General features: G+C 53.8%; 16 protein-coding genes. 7 read left to right on the top strand and 9 right to left on the bottom strand.

Annotated features, from left to right (window positions below; all coding sequences use genetic code 11):
• Window positions 1–59: 59 nt before the first annotated feature.
• The gene (gene yeaG, locus ACHHZ6_RS07950) at window positions 60–1994 is read right to left on the bottom strand and encodes a protein kinase YeaG (RefSeq protein ID WP_182918594.1); all 1935 of its coding nucleotides are present in this window, start codon (window positions 1992–1994) and stop codon (window positions 60–62) included.
• Window positions 1995–2425: 431 nt separating this feature from the next.
• Here yeaG and ACHHZ6_RS07945 point away from each other — a divergent pair, with 431 nt between their 5' ends.
• Window positions 2426–3172, top strand: coding sequence for a MipA/OmpV family protein (locus ACHHZ6_RS07945; RefSeq protein WP_182271117.1), 747 nt, complete (start codon window positions 2426–2428; stop codon window positions 3170–3172).
• Window positions 3173–3294: 122 nt separating this feature from the next.
• Here ACHHZ6_RS07945 and ACHHZ6_RS07940 read toward each other — a convergent pair whose 3' ends face one another.
• A complete protein-coding gene (locus ACHHZ6_RS07940; protein ID WP_395122067.1) occupies window positions 3295–4179 on the bottom strand; it encodes a D-hexose-6-phosphate mutarotase in 885 nt (294 codons plus the stop codon).
• A gap of 73 nt (window positions 4180–4252) precedes the next feature.
• Window positions 4253–5248, bottom strand: a complete 996-nt coding sequence (gene gapA / locus ACHHZ6_RS07935) for a glyceraldehyde-3-phosphate dehydrogenase (RefSeq protein ID WP_023311257.1) — start codon at window positions 5246–5248, stop codon at window positions 4253–4255.
• Window positions 5249–5588: 340 nt separating this feature from the next.
• On the opposite strand from gapA, the gene msrB reads away from it, so the two are divergent.
• Both msrB and ACHHZ6_RS07925 read left to right on the top strand, forming a co-directional pair.
• On the top strand, window positions 5589–6002 hold the full coding sequence (gene msrB, locus ACHHZ6_RS07930) for a peptide-methionine (R)-S-oxide reductase MsrB (protein ID WP_182271119.1): 414 nt from the start codon (window positions 5589–5591) through the stop codon (window positions 6000–6002).
• Window positions 6003–6043: 41 nt separating this feature from the next.
• Window positions 6044–6316, top strand: a complete 273-nt coding sequence (locus ACHHZ6_RS07925; protein ID WP_182918593.1) for a YeaC family protein — start codon at window positions 6044–6046, stop codon at window positions 6314–6316.
• A 52-nt stretch (window positions 6317–6368) separates the two neighbouring features.
• Here the strand turns inward: ACHHZ6_RS07925 and ACHHZ6_RS07920 are convergent, their stop codons facing one another.
• The 4 genes from ACHHZ6_RS07920 to sppA form a co-directional block, all read right to left on the bottom strand.
• Window positions 6369–7622 (bottom strand): glycoside hydrolase family 18 protein, encoded by a 1254-nt coding sequence (locus tag ACHHZ6_RS07920; protein WP_182271121.1) that lies wholly within the window; start codon window positions 7620–7622, stop codon window positions 6369–6371.
• A 177-nt stretch (window positions 7623–7799) separates the two neighbouring features.
• Window positions 7800–8441, bottom strand: coding sequence for a bifunctional nicotinamidase/pyrazinamidase (gene pncA, locus ACHHZ6_RS07915; protein WP_182271122.1), 642 nt, complete (start codon window positions 8439–8441; stop codon window positions 7800–7802).
• A gap of 9 nt (window positions 8442–8450) precedes the next feature.
• Window positions 8451–9467 carry an asparaginase gene (gene ansA, locus ACHHZ6_RS07910; RefSeq protein ID WP_182271123.1) on the bottom strand — a complete coding sequence of 339 codons (1017 nt, stop codon included), beginning with the start codon at window positions 9465–9467 and terminating at the stop codon, window positions 8451–8453.
• Window positions 9468–9529: 62 nt separating this feature from the next.
• Window positions 9530–11386: a signal peptide peptidase SppA gene (gene sppA / locus ACHHZ6_RS07905; RefSeq protein WP_196391171.1), complete on the bottom strand. Its 1857-nt coding sequence runs from the start codon at window positions 11384–11386 to the stop codon at window positions 9530–9532.
• Window positions 11387–11552: 166 nt separating this feature from the next.
• Between sppA and ACHHZ6_RS07900 the strand changes: the two genes are divergently transcribed.
• From ACHHZ6_RS07900 to ACHHZ6_RS07890, 3 genes are all read left to right on the top strand, one after another.
• Window positions 11553–12104, top strand: a complete 552-nt coding sequence (locus tag ACHHZ6_RS07900; protein ID WP_182918590.1) for an NAD(P)H nitroreductase — start codon at window positions 11553–11555, stop codon at window positions 12102–12104.
• A 116-nt stretch (window positions 12105–12220) separates the two neighbouring features.
• Window positions 12221–13264 carry a selenide, water dikinase SelD gene (gene selD / locus ACHHZ6_RS07895; protein ID WP_182271126.1) on the top strand — a complete coding sequence of 348 codons (1044 nt, stop codon included), beginning with the start codon at window positions 12221–12223 and terminating at the stop codon, window positions 13262–13264.
• A 4-nt stretch (window positions 13265–13268) separates the two neighbouring features.
• Entirely contained in the window at window positions 13269–15176 is a 1908-nt protein-coding gene (locus tag ACHHZ6_RS07890; RefSeq protein ID WP_182920044.1) for a DNA topoisomerase III, read from the top strand.
• 115 nt (window positions 15177–15291) lie between these two features.
• Here ACHHZ6_RS07890 and gdhA read toward each other — a convergent pair whose 3' ends face one another.
• On the bottom strand, window positions 15292–16635 hold the full coding sequence (gene gdhA, locus ACHHZ6_RS07885; protein ID WP_182918588.1) for an NADP-specific glutamate dehydrogenase: 1344 nt from the start codon (window positions 16633–16635) through the stop codon (window positions 15292–15294).
• A 228-nt stretch (window positions 16636–16863) separates the two neighbouring features.
• On the opposite strand from gdhA, the gene ACHHZ6_RS07880 reads away from it, so the two are divergent.
• On the top strand, window positions 16864–17136 hold the full coding sequence (locus ACHHZ6_RS07880; protein ID WP_182271128.1) for a YnjH family protein: 273 nt from the start codon (window positions 16864–16866) through the stop codon (window positions 17134–17136).
• Here the strand turns inward: ACHHZ6_RS07880 and ACHHZ6_RS07875 are convergent.
• Window positions 17102–17512 carry a pyrimidine (deoxy)nucleoside triphosphate diphosphatase gene (locus tag ACHHZ6_RS07875; protein ID WP_269475507.1) on the bottom strand — a complete coding sequence of 137 codons (411 nt, stop codon included), beginning with the start codon at window positions 17510–17512 and terminating at the stop codon, window positions 17102–17104. The two genes, ACHHZ6_RS07880 and ACHHZ6_RS07875, sit on opposite strands and share 35 nt — an antisense overlap.
• Window positions 17513–17527: the final 15 nt, after the last annotated feature.

Below are 17527 nucleotides of genomic sequence, written 5' to 3'. Positions count from 1 at the left end.
TCCGTAAGTGCCGGACATTTTTGTCGGCCCGGTAGCGCTAGCGCTACCGGGCACTTGTGTTAAGACGATTTACGTACACGCAGATACCATTCGCAGAGCAGGCGAACCTGTTTGCGGGTATAGCCTTTCTCCATCATACGGTCGACAAAATCGTCGTGCTTTTTCTGCTCGTCGGTTGAGGTTTTGGCGTTAAACGAAATGACCGGCAACAGCTCTTCGGTATTGGAGAACATTTTCTTCTCAATAACCGTGCGCAGTTTTTCGTAGCTCGTCCAGTTCGGGTTCCGTCCACTGTTGTGTGCTCTGGCGCGCAGCACGAAGTTCACAATCTCATTACGGAAGTCTTTTGGGTTGCTGATCCCGGCAGGCTTCTCAATTTTCTCCAGTTCAGCGTTCAGGGATTCGCGGTCAAACAGCTGGCCGGTATCCGGGTCGCGGTACTCCTGATCCTGGATCCAGAAGTCAGCATACGTGACGTAACGGTCGAAAATGTTCTGTCCGTATTCCGAATAGGATTCCAGGTAGGCGGTCTGGATCTCTTTGCCAATAAACTCGGCATATTTCGGGATCAGATAGCCTTTCAGGAACTCAAGGTAACGTTCAGCCAGCTCTTGTGGGAACTGTTCACGTTCGATCTGCTGTTCCAGTACATAGAACAGGTGAACCGGGTTAGCCGCCACTTCCGCATGGTCGAAGTTAAAGACCCGGGAGAGGATCTTAAACGCGAAACGCGTGGACAGACCGTTCATCCCTTCGTCAACACCGGCGTAGTCGCGGTACTCCTGGTAAGACTTCGCTTTCGGGTCGGTATCTTTCAGGCTTTCACCGTCATACACGCGCATTTTTGAGTAGATGCTGGAGTTTTCCGGCTCTTTCAGGCGCGACAGAATGGAGAAGCGCGACAGTGTTTCCAGCGTGCCCGGGGCGCAAGGCGCATGCACCAGCTCACTATGGTTAAGCAGCTTCTCGTAAATTTTGATCTCTTCGGAGATCCGCAGGCAATAAGGCACTTTGACAATGTATACACGGTCAAGGAAGGCCTCGTTATTTTTGTTGTTACGGAACTGAACCCATTCCGATTCGTTCGAGTGGGCGAGGATAATCCCGTTAAACGGCAGGGCGGAAATACCTTCTGTCCCGTTGTAGTTCCCTTCCTGGGTCGCGGTCAGCAGCGGATGCAGCACTTTAATCGGTGCTTTAAACATCTCAACGAATTCCATAATCCCCTGGTTCGCCCGGCACAGCGCACCGGAATAGCCGTAGGCATCCGGGTCGTTTTGCGCGAAGTGTTCCAGCTTACGGATATCGACTTTACCGACCAGGGCCGAAATATCCTGGTTGTTCTCATCACCCGGCTCTGTTTTGGCGATGGCGATCTGTTCCAGGATGGACGGCCACACTTTGACGACGCGGAATTTGGTGATATCCCCACCAAATTCATACAGACGTTTCGCGGCCCACGGCGACATGATGGTGCCGAGATAGCGGTGTGGGATACCAAACTCTTTATCCAGAATCTGCGCATCTTCCTGCGGATTAAACAGGCACAGCGGGTGGTCATTCACCGGGCTGCGCTCACCGTTTGCACTCAGCACATAGATGGGCACACGCTGCATCAGTGATTTCAGTCGTTCAGCCAGCGATGATTTACCCCCACCCACAGGCCCCAGTAAATAGAGGATCTGTTTCTTCTCTTCCAGACCCTGAGCTGCGTGCTTCAGATAGGAGACAATCTGTTCAATGGCATCTTCCATACCATAGAACTCTTCAAACGCCGGGTATCGGGCGACGACCCGATTCGAAAAGAGACGGGAGAGCCGTGGCTCCAGGGCAGTATCAACCATGTTTGGCTCACCAATAGCCATCAATAGCCGTTCTGCCGCATTGGCATAGGCACTGCGATCTTGCCGACAAATGGTAAGAAACTCCTGCAGTGTGAACTCTTCGTCCTTGGCAGCTTCATAGCGCTGGCGATAGTGATCGAATATATTCATGGCATGCCGTCCTTTCGTTTTTTAGCACAGGATAAGAGCCGTTCGAATGAGTAGTGGAGGCTCCCGGAAGAGAATTTCTCACACCTCACTGCCAGAGCAGCAACCTGTGTGCCAGGTCTGGCGCTAAGAACCGCAGGGTGTCCAGAAAAACTCTTCTTAAATTAAAGCGTAGATGGCATTTGCAAAACTTGCATGCAGATAAATTCTAATTTCAATGACATATCAATAACTCATCCAAAAATTTCCACTGCCGTTATAGCGTGAAAGTACGTTTTTTATTCAGTAGTCACATAAATGAAAGCAGCCTGTCATCTGAAAAGTTAAAAATAACAGGTTAAGTAAAGCCATTAGTGGGCAAAAAGTTTTGGGATGTACGGAAATGGCGGTTACACTTCACCCGCTGATTATTTGACTACAGGAAAGAATGGATTGTGACCAAACTCAAACTTCTGGCATTGGGCGTACTTGCCGCTACCGCAATGAGCACCGCACAGGCGGAGAGTCAGTGGACTGCTGGTGCGGGTGTTGGCGTCATTAACAGCCCGTACAAACAGTATGACCGTGATGTCTATGCCGTTCCGGTTGTCACCTATGAAGGCGATAACTTCTGGTTCCGCGGTCTGGGTGGCGGCTACTATCTGTGGAACGATACGGCCGATAAGCTCTCCATCATGGCCTATTACGATCCGATGCACTTCAAGCCAGGTGACAGTGATAACCACGCGCTTCGCCAGCTCGACAAGCGTAAAAGCTCGATGATGGCAGGGCTCTCTTACGTTCATAACACCCAGTATGGCTTCCTGCGTACCGCGCTGGCGGGCGATACTCTGGATAACAGCAACGGTTTTATCTGGGATCTGGCCTGGCTCTATCGCTATACCAATGGTGCGGTGACCCTGACGCCAGGTATCGGTGTGCAGTACAGCAGTGAGAACTACAACGACTACTATTATGGCGTGTCTAAAAACGAATCCCGCCGCAGTGGTCTGAAAAGCTATAGCGCCGATGATAGCTGGGATCCGTACCTGGAGTTGACCGCAAGCTACAACTTCCTCACCGACTGGAGCGTATACGGCACAGGTCGTTATGTTCGCGTGAGTGATGAAGTAAAAGATAGCCCGATGGTCGATAAGTCCTGGTCGGGGATCTTCTCAGTGGGTGTGACCTACAAATTCTGATTGCGCACTCTTGTAGTGCAATCCGTGCATCATAACGGGGCGTTTACGCCCCGTTTGCTTTATGTTGGTGCCTGGTTGCGCAGTTCTTTTCCTCTCACCCAACACGGGAGAGGGAAATGCGATCAGCGTTTAACAATGCTAATCGTCTGTCCTAAACGAGATGGCTTCTCAGCGCTCGCTTTCTGCGGTGTACTGACACACGCGGTTTCCACACAGACAAACGTCTTGTAACCGTCGTCTGGGACGTCAGCCATGCTGATGGAGAGCGCAGGGCCAGGGTTCCAGCCCACCACGTTGCTGTGGTGATGGTGAACCACTTCGATACCACGGTTCAGGGCACTGTCGTGGATCACGCTGCACGCTTCCGGGTGCAGATAAACGCGGTCGGTGCGGTCAGGGAAGGTCTGTACACCGTCGCTCAGTTTCCCTTCTTTTGCGTTATCCACTTTGTCGATAAAGGTATCACCAAGACCGCTCACTTTTACCGCGTTGATATCACCCACGTTGAAATAGGTGTGCAGGGCAGACGTGGTTTCAAACTCACCGTGCGCTTCCAGTTCAATTTCACAGGTCTTGCCCAGCTTGAAGCGGGCATACAAGGTGAAATCGTGCGGCCAGAGTTTACGGGTGTCATCATTGGCCTGAAGCTCGAAGGTCAGCACCACGTTGTGATCGTCTTCATTATGTGCTTTCAGCGTCCACTGCTGGTTACGGGCAAACCCGTGAGCAGGCAGACCCTGTTGTGCTGCCGGGCCGAACCACGGCCAGCAGATCGGTACACCACCGCGGATTGCTGCGCCTTTTTTGAAGGAGGTGGCATTGCTCAACCACAGACCTTCCTTTTCACCTTCTGGTTTCCAGGAGAGCAGATGAGCGCCATTCAGGGCCACGGAGGCTTTTACGCGTGGATGGTCAACGACGATAATATCGGCACCGTCAATCTGACGGAGGGAGAGCACAGGGGTAAGTTGTTCGACTACCGGAAGTGCAAAAATTTTATTAATCATTAAGCAATCCTCTGTCTTAGAAAATAAAAAAGGCGACCGAAGTCGCCTTTTTGGATCAGAATCTCATCTCAACTTATTTGGAGATGTGAGCGATCAGGTCCAGTACTTTGTTAGAGTAGCCAGTTTCGTTGTCGTACCAGGAAACCAGTTTAACGAAGTTGTCGTTCAGTGCGATACCAGCTTTAGCATCGAACACGGAAGTGCAGATTTCGCCGTTGAAATCGGTAGAAACAACGTCGTCTTCGGTGTAGCCCAGAACGCCTTTCATTGCGCCTTCGGAAGCAGCTTTGATTGCTTTCTTAATTTCTTCATAAGAAGCAGCTTTTTCCAGACGAACGGTCAGGTCAACAACGGATACGTTAGGAGTTGGAACGCGGAACGCCATACCAGTCAGTTTGCCATTCAGTTCTGGCAGTACTTTACCTACTGCTTTAGCAGCACCGGTAGAGGATGGGATGATGTTCTGAGCCGCGCCACGGCCGCCACGCCAGTCTTTGTGAGACGGGCCGTCAACGGTTTTCTGAGTAGCGGTGGTCGCGTGAACGGTAGTCATCAGACCTTCGATGATGCCGAAGTTGTCGTTGATAACTTTAGCCAGCGGTGCCAGGCAGTTGGTGGTGCAGGATGCGTTAGAAACGATGTCCTGGCCAGCATAAGTTTCGAAGTTTGCACCACGAACGAACATTGGGGTGTTGTCTTTGGAAGGACCAGTCAGAACAACTTTCTTCGCACCCGCAGTGATGTGTTTACGTGCAGTTTCGTCGGTCAGGAAGATACCGGTTGCTTCAGCAACAACGTCAACACCGATTTCGTTCCATTTCAGGTTAGCTGGGTCTTTTTCAGCAGTAACGCGGATGGTTTTGCCGTTAACAACCAGGTGGCCGTCTTTCACTTCAACGGTGCCGTCGAAACGACCGTGAGTTGAGTCGTACTTCAGCATGTACGCCATGTATTCAGCGTCCAGGAGATCGTTGATACCAACGATTTCGATGTCAGAACGTTTCTGAGCAGCACGGAAAACAATACGGCCAATACGGCCAAAACCGTTGATACCTACTTTGATAGTCATATATTCCACCAGCTATTTGTTAGTGAATAAAAGGTTGCCTGTAAAATTACAAAAACCTTACGCAGCGTCAAGCGGAATCGTGTCAATCATTGCGACAAATCAATCCTGTGACTAACGTTTGTGCGACTGACTCGCCTCACTTTCCCTTTGAGCTAGCAACCACATGGGGGCTGCGCCCGGAATTTTAAAGGCCTCTCAGGATAAAAATGTGAAGCAGATCACAATTGCCTGACCGCCTTTTCGCGACACATAAGTTTAGAACAAAAGTGCACGCGGTGGTGTTAATGTTTTGTTAGAATCTGGGCGAAAGTTGTCTGTTTCTACTGCGAGATGTAAGTATATGTCGAACCAACGTAACCCCGACGATCTGAAAAAAAACCTCACAGAAATGCAGTTTTATGTGACGCAGAATCACGGTACTGAACCGCCATTTACCGGGCGTTTGCTGCACAATAAGCGAGACGGCGTCTATCACTGTCTGGTGTGTGATGCACCGCTGTTCAATTCGCAGACAAAGTATGATTCTGGCTGTGGCTGGCCGAGCTTTTATGAGCCGGTGAGCGATGACGCGATCCGCTATCTGAGTGACATGTCGCACGGTATGCAGCGCACTGAAATCCGCTGTGGTAACTGTGACGCGCATCTCGGGCATGTATTCCCGGATGGCCCACAGCCAACAGGGGAGCGTTTCTGCGTGAATTCAGCATCAATGAGCTTCACTGATGATGAAAATGGCGATCAGACCAAAGGCTGAAAAAACGATTCAGCAAATTATTCCTTTGAAAGGGAGAAATCATGAATATTGATGACATGGTTAGCGGTATGACACCGGAGATTTATCAGCGTCTGGTGACGGCGGTTGAACTGGGAAAATGGCCGGATGGCGTGGCACTCACCCCGGAGCAAAAAGAGAACAGCCTGCAACTGGTGATGCTGTGGCAGGCCCGTCACAACACGGATGCCCAGCACATGACTATCGACACTCAAGGTCAGATGGTGATGAAGAGTAAGCGCGAGCTAAAAGAAGATTTTGGTATTACGCCAAAGCCAATTGCGACCTTCAAATAGCGGTCGCGTGAGTAGGCCGGGTAAGCGCAGTCGCTACCCGGCACAATATGCTCTAGTGTTTAATCCCCAGCGATTCTGCCAGCTGTTTCGCTAGCTGGTTTTCGTCATCCGCGCCGTACTCCCAGAACATCGCCCCGGCGAGACCTTTCTCCTTGATATAGTCCGCTTTGATGGCAACGGAACGTGGGTTTTCGTAGGAAAGGGCAAACAACGCCTTACCGTCTGCGGAATTCACCGACAACCACGGCACTTTCGCCTGATCGTCCCAGTGTTCGGTAAAGCGCTTCTGCGGATCGTTCAGTAGCTTCTTCACGATATCGTTGTACTTCACGTAGGTATCTTTGGTCAGGTCATAGCCGAGTGATTTGAACAAACCTGTCTCCTGAGGGCCGAAGTAGGGCTGCGTCACTGGATTTTTTTGCGCATCCGGTTTCGACCAGTCAACCCCTGGCTCCACGGAGCGTTTCGGGACGCGGCCATAGAAACCGATCCCAAGGTTCATCTGCTGTGGCTTCAGCCCGGCGGCCAGGTAGTTGTTAACCACAAAGTCGACACTGTATTTATCGGCGGCGGCGACCGTTGGCCAGGCGCTGGAGTCATAGAGGTTGGCGTTGAAGTACTGGGTACCGTAGGCCATGTCGTAGGTCATCAGGTTGATATAGTCGAGCAGCGGGGCGATCGCCTTTACATCCACCCAGCTTTTCGGACTTTCCGCATTTGCCCCCACCGCAATGGTGACCAGCTTTTTATGCCCGAATGCATCGCGCATCTCCTTCAGCAGTGCGGTGAAATTATCCCGATCGGCAGGCTGGCTTGCGACAAGCCCCCATGCGCCATTCACCGGATACTCCCAGTCGAGATCGATTCCGTCCAGGCCGTATTTATCGACGATCTCCTGCGCAGAGCGGATAAACACCGCGCGCGTCTCTTTGCTGGCCGCTGCACCGGAGAAACCACGTGCCCCCCAGCCACCAACGGAAAGCAGCACTTTGAGGTTCGGATTTTGTTTACGCAGGGCAGGGATTAACGCGAGGTCGGACGTGACTTTTGGCGATAGCCAGATTTGATGCAGTTTTGCCGGATCTTTCAGCGCGGCGTTGGTTTCGTCTTTCTCATTGTTATAGACCAGACCAAATGAGTAGTTCAGGTGGGTAATCTGGCGAACGTCGAGTTTATTGATGTCACCACCAGGCCCCGCAGTGACATCGCCACCTCCGTTAAAGTAGCCCACAGACATCATGGAGCTGGCGGAGGCAACTGACGCGCAAAGCAAGGGTAATGCTGCCAGCAATGGCAAACGTTTCATATAACTTCCTCTTTGACTTAATAAAATTAACCACGCCACGGAAAAGGCGTGGCGAAAAAAACAGCCAGAAAAGAATAGCATTGCCGCTTCGCTGGTGATGCGAGGGAGTTCACTTTATGGGAGATCGAGGGGGGAGGGTTTTACCGGGGCAGGCGTTGCTGCCCCCGGCGAAAAGGCTTACGGTTGTGTCTCCAGCCAGTCTTCCAGCGTATACAGTGTCGCACCCTCTGCGGCCATATCCATAAACGCCTGAGCACTGTCCTGGGGGTGAATATTCACACCACGGCAGCCGTCGGTGATGACATTTACGTTGTAACCAAGCTGAAGTGCATCCAGCACGGTGAATTTCACGCAATAGTCCGTTGCCAGCCCCAGCACAATCAGTTCGGTGATTTCGTGATGGCGTAACCACGCGTCCAGCGCCGTTTTTTGACGATGTCCGTTATCAAAAAACGCGCTGTAGCTGTCGATAGCCGGGTTTTCCCCCTTGTGAAACACCGCGTCAATGGCCTTCTGATTCAGCAGCGGATGCAGCTCTGCGCCTTCGGTCTGCTGTATGCAGTGATCGGGCCAGAAGGTTTGCGCCAGACCATCGAGCTCCCCCTGGCTGTAGGGTTTAACGCCGTGCTGGCTGGCAAAGCTACCGTGGCTGGCGGGGTGCCAGTCCTGGCTTGCCACAACGGCGTCACCACGCGTTTTACACCAGGCGATTAGCGAATTAGCCACATCAATGGTGCTATCGCCTTCCGCCACGGCCAGCGCGCCGCCTGCACAGAAATCATTTTGCAAATCGACCAGTAACAGAGCGCGTTGCTTCATGAGGTCTCCTTATTCGTCCGGGGTCAGTTCACCGCGCAGGTTTTGCATCATTGCGCTGCGAATGGACTGGATGTCCAGGTTCTGACTCAGTAAATAATGAAGTTTAGTCAGCGTTGCCTCGACGGTCATATCGAAGCCGCTGATAACACCCGCATGTGCCAGCGCGTTACCGGTGGCATAACCGCCCATATTAACCTTGCCCGACATACACTGGGTCAGGTTAACCACCACGATCCCACGTTCGCTTGCTTCCTGCAGCTCTTTCAGGAATTCACCGTTCTGCGGGGCATTGCCCACACCGTAGGAGCGCAGGATCAGCGCTTTTACCGGCTGGCGCAGGAAGTTACGCACGACATCGGCAGAGATCCCCGGGTAAATCGTCACGACACCAATTGGCTGCGGGGTGATCGGGTGAACAATCAGCTCGCCTGCACTGTTTGGTGCAGGAGGTGTGCCCAGACGACGAATATGGATCCCCGCTTCCAGCAGGGGCTGGAGGTTTGGCGAGGCAAAGGCGTCAAAACCATCGGCGTGGGCTTTGGTGGTACGGTTACCGCGATACAGACGATTGTTGAAGAACAGCGACACTTCGTTAATCGGGTAATTCGCGGCCACATACAGGGAGTTAAGCAGATTGATCTGCCCATCAGAGCGCAGCTCTGCCAGCGGAATTTGTGAGCCAGTCACGATGACGGGTTTACTCAGATTTTCCAGCATGAACGAGAGCGCTGAGGCGGTAAACGCCATCGTGTCGGTGCCGTGCAGGATCACGAAACCGTCGTACTGGTCATAATGGGCTTTAATATCATCCGCGATATGCTGCCAGTCTTCTGGCGTCATGTCGGAGGAGTCCATCAGCGGCTCATATTCGTGGATCGTAAAGTCAGGCATTTCCTGACGATGGAATTCAGGCATCAGCGCAAGCTGACGCTGCAGGTGGCCGGAGACAGGAATATAACCATTCTCAGAACGCTGCATACCGATGGTACCGCCGGTATACGCGACATAAATCGATTTCTTCTGCATGATAGTGAGTTCTTGTGCTTCAAAGAAAAAAATCCCCTCTTCACGGGAAGAGGGGACGGATTTTAACGGACGGAGCCGCAGGTCAGACAAAACGCGTAACGGTTTTGCGGGTCGTTAAACGCGGCGAGCTTGTCACTTTCCGCTTTTATCGCTTTTGCCGCCGTGGCGACAGGCGCAGGCAGATAGGCCTGCAGTGCCTCCGGCAACATGGCGCGAGCAGAGCCGGACATGCTGTCTATCACCAGGTCAAAGAACGACGGTTCATCCTGGTAATAGTCCACATGCCACTGCTTGAGTTTCGCCAGTTCGGCGGCTTTCTTCACCGCGTCATCAAAGTCACCCAGACTGTCCACCAGACCGTTGTTCTTCGCATCCTGCCCGGTCCAGACGTGACCCTGAGCGATTTCATCGATCTGCTGCGGCGTTTTTTTACGGGAGTCCGCAACCAGCGTGATGAAGCGCTTATAGCCGTTCTCGATACTGAGCTGCATCATTTCCGACACTTCCGGTGGCAGAGATTTCGTCACAGAGACATCGGCCAGCGGTGAGGTGGAAACGCCATCGGTATGCACGCCCAGGTAATCAAGGCTGTTTTCCACGGTGTTGATCACCCCGAAGATACCAATCGAGCCGGTCAGGGTACTTGGGTTCGCCACAATGTAGTTTGCAGGGGTAGAGATCCAGTACCCCCCGGATGCAGCCATTCCGCCCATCGACACGACCACCGGCTTACCTGCGGCGCGCGCGGCGGCCAGCTCTGCACGGATCACCTCGGAGGCGCTGACGCTGCCACCAGGGCTGTTCACGCGCAGGACAATCGCTTTCACTTTCGGATCAAGGCGGGCATCACGGATTTGCGATGCGGTGGTATCACCGCCAACGTTCCCTGGTGTCTCCTGACCGTCCATGATGGCTCCATTAGCAATAACCACCGCGACGCTGTCACCACTGTTATCCGGTTTTTTCGTCGTGTAATCGTACATGCTGATGGCGCTGTAATTTTTATCCTCTTTGCTCCAGCCAAACTGTTTCGTCAGGGATTTCTCGATATCTGCACTCGAACCCAGCGCATCGACCAGTTTGTTATCGAGGGCATATTTCGCCGTATCACCGTCAACTTTGCGCAGGCCATCCAGCATGCCCTGTGCACCTGGGAAGACCTGTTCAGCGGTGATTTGACGGTTAGCAGCGACCGTGCCCAGATAGTTCTGCCACAGCTCACCAATCCAGCGGCTGTCTGCTTCACGGGCGGCAGGGGACATATCATCACGGATAAACGGTTCAACGGCGGATTTATAGGTACCGACGCGGAAAACGTGGGTGGTGACTTTCAGCTTGTCGAGCAGGGATTTATAGTAAAGCCCGTTCGTCGCAAAACCATGCAGATCGACTTCACCCTGTGGGGAAAGCCAGATTTTATTGGCAAAGCTGGCCAGATAATATTGACCCTGGCTGTAGCTATCACCTACCGCAATCACCGGTTTACCGCTGTCGCGGAATTCGCGCAGCGCTTTACCAATGTACTGCATTGAAGGCTGGTCACCCCCGGCAAAATTTTTCAGATCCAGCACGATACCCGTAATGTTACGGTCATCTTTTGCCTGACGAATGGTATCGACGATATCGAACAGGGAGTTTTCCTGCAGGCGGTCTGAGGTTGCACCAAACAGCTGGCGGCCAATCACCCCCAGACGATTGCTGGTGGAGGGCTTATCGACGATGACCCCGGTAATATCGAGTAACAGGGCCCCGCGCGTCGAATGCTGCGCCTGGTTTGTGCTGCTGAGGTGCATCCAGAGACCTGCGCAAACCAGAACCAGGAAGATGAAAAACAAATTCATCACCAGTTCACGAACGAAGTTGAGCAACCGCCACGTCCATTTAAAGAAACCGGCAAAGATACGCCAAAGGGTTCGCATGTATTCTCCCTAACCAGAAAATGACTGTTCCGTCGCCACTGGACGGTAATGTGGGGTTATCGTAATGACCCAACCGTCACTTGTCAGCAGGAATCGCCTGCCGCGCTGTAACAAAATCTGCCGTCGTGTTAATTTTGTGAGCAAATTTCAAGACAGGAGTTAATTAATGGACGCTCTTACACTGCTTGTTAACCGCCGTAGCGCTTCACGTCTGGTCGATCCTGCACCTGCGGGCGAGCAGCTGGAAAACATTGTGCGTGCCGGTATGCGCGCACCGGATCATGGCACGCTTCAGCCGTGGCATTTCTTTATTATTGAAGGCGAAGGCCGCGATCGCTTCAGTCACTTGCTGGCGGAAGGTGCGGTTGCTGCGGGTCAGGATGAGAAGGGCATTGAGAAAGCCCGCAGCGCGCCATTTCGTGCGCCGATGATCATTGCCGTGGTGGCAAAGTGTCAGGCTGAACACAAAGTACCGGTCTGGGAACAGGAGATGTCCGCAGGCTGTGCGGTAATGGCGATGCAAATGGCCGCTGTTGCACAGGGCTTTAACGGTATCTGGCGTACAGGCGCGCTGACCGAAAGCCCGTTTGTTCGCGATGGCTTCTCTTGCGGTGAACACGACAAAATCGTCGGTTTCCTCTATCTTGGCACCCCTCAGCTTAAAGCCTCCAGCACGATAAATGTGCCGGATACTACCCCTTTCGTCAGCCGTTTCTGATAACGCGCGCTAAACTGTCTGGATTCTGAGCATCTGCCGCAGAATTCAGACAGTCATACTTACCTCTTTATGGAATGAGCGCTACCATAGCGCGATTGCAATGACAGGAGATGTCCATGAGCGAGCAAACCATTCGTTTAACGCAATACAGCCACGGAGCCGGTTGCGGTTGTAAAATTTCCCCGAAAGTGCTGGAAACCATCCTGCACAGTGAACAGGCGAAGTTTGTCGACCCGAACCTGCTTGTCGGTAATGAAACGCGTGACGATGCAGCGGTTTATGACTTAGGTAACGGCACCAGCATTATCAGTACCACTGACTTCTTTATGCCGATTGTCGACAACCCGTTTGATTTCGGGCGCATTGCGGCGACTAACGCCATCAGCGATATTTTCGCGATGGGTGGCAAGCCAATCATGGCGATTGCCATTCTGGGCTGGCCGATCAACACCATTCCACCGGAAATTGCCCGCGACGTAATTGAAGGCGGCCGCTTTGCCTGCCAGCAGGCGGGGATTGCACTGGCTGGTGGTCACTCTATCGATGCGCCGGAACCGATCTTCGGCCTGGCCGTGACGGGCATCGTGCCAACCGAGCGAGTGAAGCGTAACAGCACCGCCCAGGCAGGCTGCAAACTGTTCCTCACCAAGCCGCTGGGCATTGGTGTCCTCACCACCGCAGAAAAGAAATCGCTGCTCAAGCCAGAACACGTTGGTCTGGCGACAGAGGTGATGTGCCAGATGAACCTGGCCGGAGCCGCTTTCGCCAATATTGACGGCGTGAAGGCGATGACCGACGTGACTGGCTTTGGTCTGCTGGGCCACCTGAGCGAGGTATGTCAGGGGGCTGGCGTGCAGGCGCAGGTCTGGTATCAGGACGTGCCAAAACTGCCTGGTGTGGAAGAGTACATTACCCAGGGCGCGGTACCGGGTGGCACCCAGCGTAACTTTGCCAGCTATGGTCACCTGATGGGCGATATGCCGGAAGCGTGGCGCAACCTGCTTTGTGACCCGCAAACCTCCGGCGGTCTGCTGCTGGCAGTAACGCCAGAGTCAGAAGCAGAGGTTCAGGCGACTGCCGCTGAATTCGGCATCACCCTGACGGCCATCGGTGAGCTGGTAACCGCACGCGGTGGCCGCCCGATGATTGAGATCCGTTAATTCGATGCGGTTGTTTATTGCCGAAAAGCCAAGCCTGGCCCGTGCTATCGCCGATGTACTGCCTAAACCGCATCGCAAGGGTGACGGCTTTATCGAATGCGGTAACGGGCAGGTGGTCACCTGGTGTATTGGTCACCTGCTTGAGCAGGCACAGCCGGATGTCTATGACAGCCGCTATGCCCGCTGGAACCTGAACGATTTGCCCATCGTGCCGGAAAAGTGGCGCTTGCAGCCCCGGCCCTCCGTCACCAAACAGCTCAACGTCATTAAGCGCTTCCTGCATGAGGCGTCGGAAGTCATCCACGCGGGTGACCCGGACAGAGAAGGGCAGTTGCTGGTTGATGAAGTGCTGGATTATCTGGAACTGGCACCTGAAAAGCGCCAGCAGGTTCAGCGCTGTCTGATTAACGACCTCAATCCGCAGGCCGTCGAGCGCGCAATTTCCCGCCTGCGCGCCAACAGCGAGTTTATCCCGCTGTGCGTCTCCGCGCTGGCGCGTGCCAGGGCTGACTGGCTGTACGGCATCAACATGACCCGTGCCTACACTATTCTGGGGCGCAATGCGGGGTATCAGGGTGTGCTCTCCGTTGGGCGCGTACAGACCCCGGTACTGGGGCTGGTGGTACGTCGTGACGAAGAGATTGAGAATTTCGTCGCCAAAGATTTCTTCGAAGTTAAAGCGCATATCGTCACGCCAAAAGACGAACGCTTTACCGCCGTCTGGCAGCCGAGCGATGCCTGTGAATCGTACCAGGATGAAGAGGGGCGACTGCTGCACCGCCCGCTGGCGGAGCACGTGGTCAACCGGATCACCGGCCAGCCCGCTATTGTCACCAGCTATAACGATAAACGGGAATCAGAACCCGCACCGCTGCCGTTTTCCCTTTCCGCGTTGCAGATTGAGGCCGCCAAACGCTTTGGTCTGAGTGCGCAGAACGTGCTGGACATTTGCCAGAAGCTCTATGAAACCCATAAGCTGATTACCTATCCGCGTTCGGATAGCCGTTATCTGCCGGAAGAGCATTTTGCCGGACGCCACGCGGTAATGAACGCCATAGGCGTACACGCGCCGGATCTGCTGCCGCAGCCTGCCGTAAACCCGGACACCCATAACCGCTGCTGGGACGATAAAAAGGTGGATGCCCACCATGCCATCATCCCGACGGCGCGCACCAGCAACGTCAACCTGACCGAGAACGAATCAAAGGTTTACAACCTCGTTGCCCGTCAGTATCTGATGCAGTTCTGCCCCGATGCAGTGTTCCGCAAGTGTGTCATTGAGCTGGAAATCGCTAAGGGCAAGTTTGTCGCCAAAGCGCGTTTCCTCGCGGAAGCGGGCTGGCGCACACTGCTTGGCAACAAAGAGCGTGACGAAGAGAACGACGGTACACCGTTGCCGGTGGTTGCCAAAGATGACGAACTGCTGTGTGAAAAAGGTGAAGTGGTGGAGCGTCAGACCCAGCCGCCGCGCCATTTCACCGATGCGACGCTGCTCTCGGCCATGACCGGGATCGCCCGTTTTGTGCAGGATAAAGATCTGAAGAAGATCCTGCGTGCAACGGACGGGCTGGGCACCGAAGCGACGCGTGCGGGGATCATCGAATTACTGTTTAAGCGCGGTTTTCTGGAGAAAAAAGGGCGCTATATCCACTCGACGGAGCCGGGCCGGGCATTAATTCACTCGCTGCCAGAACTGGCCGCAAGGCCGGACATGACGGCGCACTGGGAATCGGTGCTGACGCAAATCAGTGAAAAACAGTGCCGCTATCAGGACTTTATGCAGCCGCTGGTGGGAACGTTGTATGAGCTGATTAACCAGGCGCGCAGTACGCCGGTGAAGCAGTTCAGAGGGATGGTTGCACCGGGTGGCGGTGCGAAGAAACCGTTCAAAAAGAAAAAGAGCGCGGCCTGATCCGCCCGGTTTTCTCCCTCTCCCTCAAGGGAGAGGGGGATTCTGTGCCAACCTGTAATTTGTGGGGAACCCTCAGCCCTGTGGGTGAGGGCACCCCGGCCGCACGGCCATTACTCTAAATCACCCCTTGCCCAATCATGGCATCTGCCACCTTCACGAACCCGGCGATATTCGCACCGCGTACATAGTTGGTCTGCGACGCTTCACCGCCATACTCCACGCAGGAATGGTGAATATCCAGCATGATATGGTGCAGGCGTGCATCCACTTTCTCCGCCTTCCAGCCAAGACGCGCGGCGTTTTGCGCCATCTCCAGCCCCGATGTTGCCACGCCGCCTGCATTTGCCGCTTTACCCGGTGCAAATAGCACGCCTGCTTCCAGGAACAGATCGGTTGCTTCAATGGTCGTCGGCATGTTTGCGCCTTCCGCCACCGCCTTCACGCCGTTGGCAATAAGGGTTCGGGCAGCATCCACGTTCAGTTCGTTCTGGGTGGCGCACGGCAGGGCGATATCTACCGGTACCGACCACGGCTGTTTGCCTTCCAGATAAGTCAGCCCGAACTCGCGGGCATAATCTGCGACGCGACCATCCCGGCTGGCTTTGATTTCGCACAGACGTGCCAGTTTCTCCACCGTGAAGCCTGCTTCGTCCACTACCGTGCCGCTGGAGTCAGAGGCGGTGACCACGCGCGCGCCAAACTGCATCGCTTTCTCAATGGCGTATTGCGCCACATTGCCGGAACCTGACACCGCCACGCGCATTCCTTCGAAACCTAATCCGTGACGTTTGAGCATGGCTTCAGTGAAATAAACCAGACCATAACCCGTCGCTTCCGGGCGAATCAGGCTCCCGCCGAAGGAAAGCCCTTTGCCAGTAAAGACGCAGGCGCTGTTGTTGGAGAGTTTTTTCATCATCCCGGCCATAAAGCCCACTTCACGACCGCCAACGCCGATATCCCCTGCAGGGACATCGGTGTCCGGCCCGAGGTGGCGATACAGTTCGGTGACCAGCGCCTGGCAGAAGCGCATGACTTCGCCTTCACTTTTCCCTTTCGGATCGAAGTCGCTGCCGCCTTTACCGCCGCCCATTGGCAGGGTAGTGAGCGCATTTTTAAACGTCTGCTCAAAACCGAGGAATTTCAGGATCGACAGGTTCACGGAAGGGTGAAAACGCATACCGCCCTTAAACGGACCAATGGCGGAGTTAAACTGCACGCGCCACGCGCGGTTTACCTGTACCTGGTTGCTATCGTCTACCCATGCCACGCGGAACTGGATCACGCGTTCAGGCTCCACCAGACGCTCAAGGAGTGACATTTGACGATAACGCGGGTTTTCTTCAAGAAAAGGCCACAGGGTGGTCATGACTTCACGAACGGCCTGCGCAAACTCGCTTTGATGCGGATCGCGCTGTTGAACGTGAGTAAGGAAACTTTCCAGAGAGCGTGTCTGATCCATAGATATAAGAACCTCTTATAATTATGTTGGGATGTTGTTTATGCGATTTGTGTTGTTTTTTTGACTATACCACCCGTACTGCTTTGTGAAGCAAGCAAAAATGTGTGCCGAAAGGGAAATTCATCTCACGGCTTGTGTCATAACAAAAAGCGATGACGAGATAAATTAAAGGTTCCGCCCCGGTTTACCGTTATATTCATTATCAGGAGACAACAGGAAGATAACTCTATGAACCGTTACGTGATGACCGCGTTATGTTTGATGTTTACTGCAGGCGCTCAGGCTGACCGCATTCGACCGGGTGTGGAAGTGAATGTGCCGCCGGAGGTGTTTAGCTCCGGCGGGCAAAATACACAGCCCTGCAACCAGTGCTGTATTTATCAGGATCAGAACTATTCGGAAGGTGCCGTGGTAAAAGCGGACGGCGTCTTGTTACAGTGCCAGCGCGATGAACATGCCATTAGCACTAATCCGCTGGTCTGGCGTCGCGTAAAAGAATAAACGCTTCCAGCAGCGGAATATCCGCCGGGGCTAAGTCGTAGGTAAACGCCTCTTCGGGCGTACACCACACCAGCGCACGGTGGTAGTGCGCTGTCAGCTCTCCGCTAAACGTGGGTACGAGCCATGCGTGCAGATGAATAAGCCGCTGCGACACTTCCCGCTGGTGGCTTGCGACGTAGCGCTCAGGCCGGGCGCAGATGCCCAGCTCCTCCTGTAGCTCGCGTCTGAGCGCGTCGGGCTGAGTTTCTCCCGCTTCGACTTTTCCACCCGGAAATTCCCACATACCGGGTTGATCGGCATGCTCAGGGCGCTGTGCCAGTAAAATTTTGTCGTCTTTTTCGATGATTGCCGCAACGACATCGAGTGTTTTCAGCATGGTCGTCAATAAGTG

Source organism: Enterobacter cloacae complex sp. 2024EL-00214 (assembly GCF_043945575.1).
Classification (GTDB): Bacteria; Pseudomonadota; Gammaproteobacteria; order Enterobacterales; family Enterobacteriaceae; genus Enterobacter; species Enterobacter cloacae_P.
The sequence above is the reverse complement of the archived record's forward strand: the minus strand, read 5'-3'. Positions and strand labels throughout refer to the sequence as shown.

Coding starts and splice junctions, on each gene's coding strand:
- ACHHZ6_RS07940 (WP_395122067.1), bottom strand. CDS start 4,179: ATGATTAATAAAATTTTTGCACTTCCGGTAGTCGAACAACTTACCCCT.
- sppA (WP_196391171.1), bottom strand. CDS start 11,386: ATGCGAACCCTTTGGCGTATCTTTGCCGGTTTCTTTAAATGGACGTGG.
- ACHHZ6_RS07880 (WP_182271128.1), top strand. CDS start 16,864: ATGAACCGTTACGTGATGACCGCGTTATGTTTGATGTTTACTGCAGGC.
- ACHHZ6_RS07900 (WP_182918590.1), top strand. CDS start 11,553: ATGGACGCTCTTACACTGCTTGTTAACCGCCGTAGCGCTTCACGTCTG.
- ACHHZ6_RS07925 (WP_182918593.1), top strand. CDS start 6,044: ATGAATATTGATGACATGGTTAGCGGTATGACACCGGAGATTTATCAG.
- gapA (WP_023311257.1), bottom strand. CDS start 5,248: ATGACTATCAAAGTAGGTATCAACGGTTTTGGCCGTATTGGCCGTATT.
- ACHHZ6_RS07890 (WP_182920044.1), top strand. CDS start 13,269: ATGCGGTTGTTTATTGCCGAAAAGCCAAGCCTGGCCCGTGCTATCGCC.
- ACHHZ6_RS07920 (WP_182271121.1), bottom strand. CDS start 7,622: ATGAAACGTTTGCCATTGCTGGCAGCATTACCCTTGCTTTGCGCGTCA.
- ACHHZ6_RS07875 (WP_269475507.1), bottom strand. CDS start 17,512: ATGCTGAAAACACTCGATGTCGTTGCGGCAATCATCGAAAAAGACGAC.
- selD (WP_182271126.1), top strand. CDS start 12,221: ATGAGCGAGCAAACCATTCGTTTAACGCAATACAGCCACGGAGCCGGT.
- pncA (WP_182271122.1), bottom strand. CDS start 8,441: ATGAAGCAACGCGCTCTGTTACTGGTCGATTTGCAAAATGATTTCTGT.
- yeaG (WP_182918594.1), bottom strand. CDS start 1,994: ATGAATATATTCGATCACTATCGCCAGCGCTATGAAGCTGCCAAGGAC.
- ansA (WP_182271123.1), bottom strand. CDS start 9,467: ATGCAGAAGAAATCGATTTATGTCGCGTATACCGGCGGTACCATCGGT.
- gdhA (WP_182918588.1), bottom strand. CDS start 16,635: ATGGATCAGACACGCTCTCTGGAAAGTTTCCTTACTCACGTTCAACAG.
- msrB (WP_182271119.1), top strand. CDS start 5,589: ATGTCGAACCAACGTAACCCCGACGATCTGAAAAAAAACCTCACAGAA.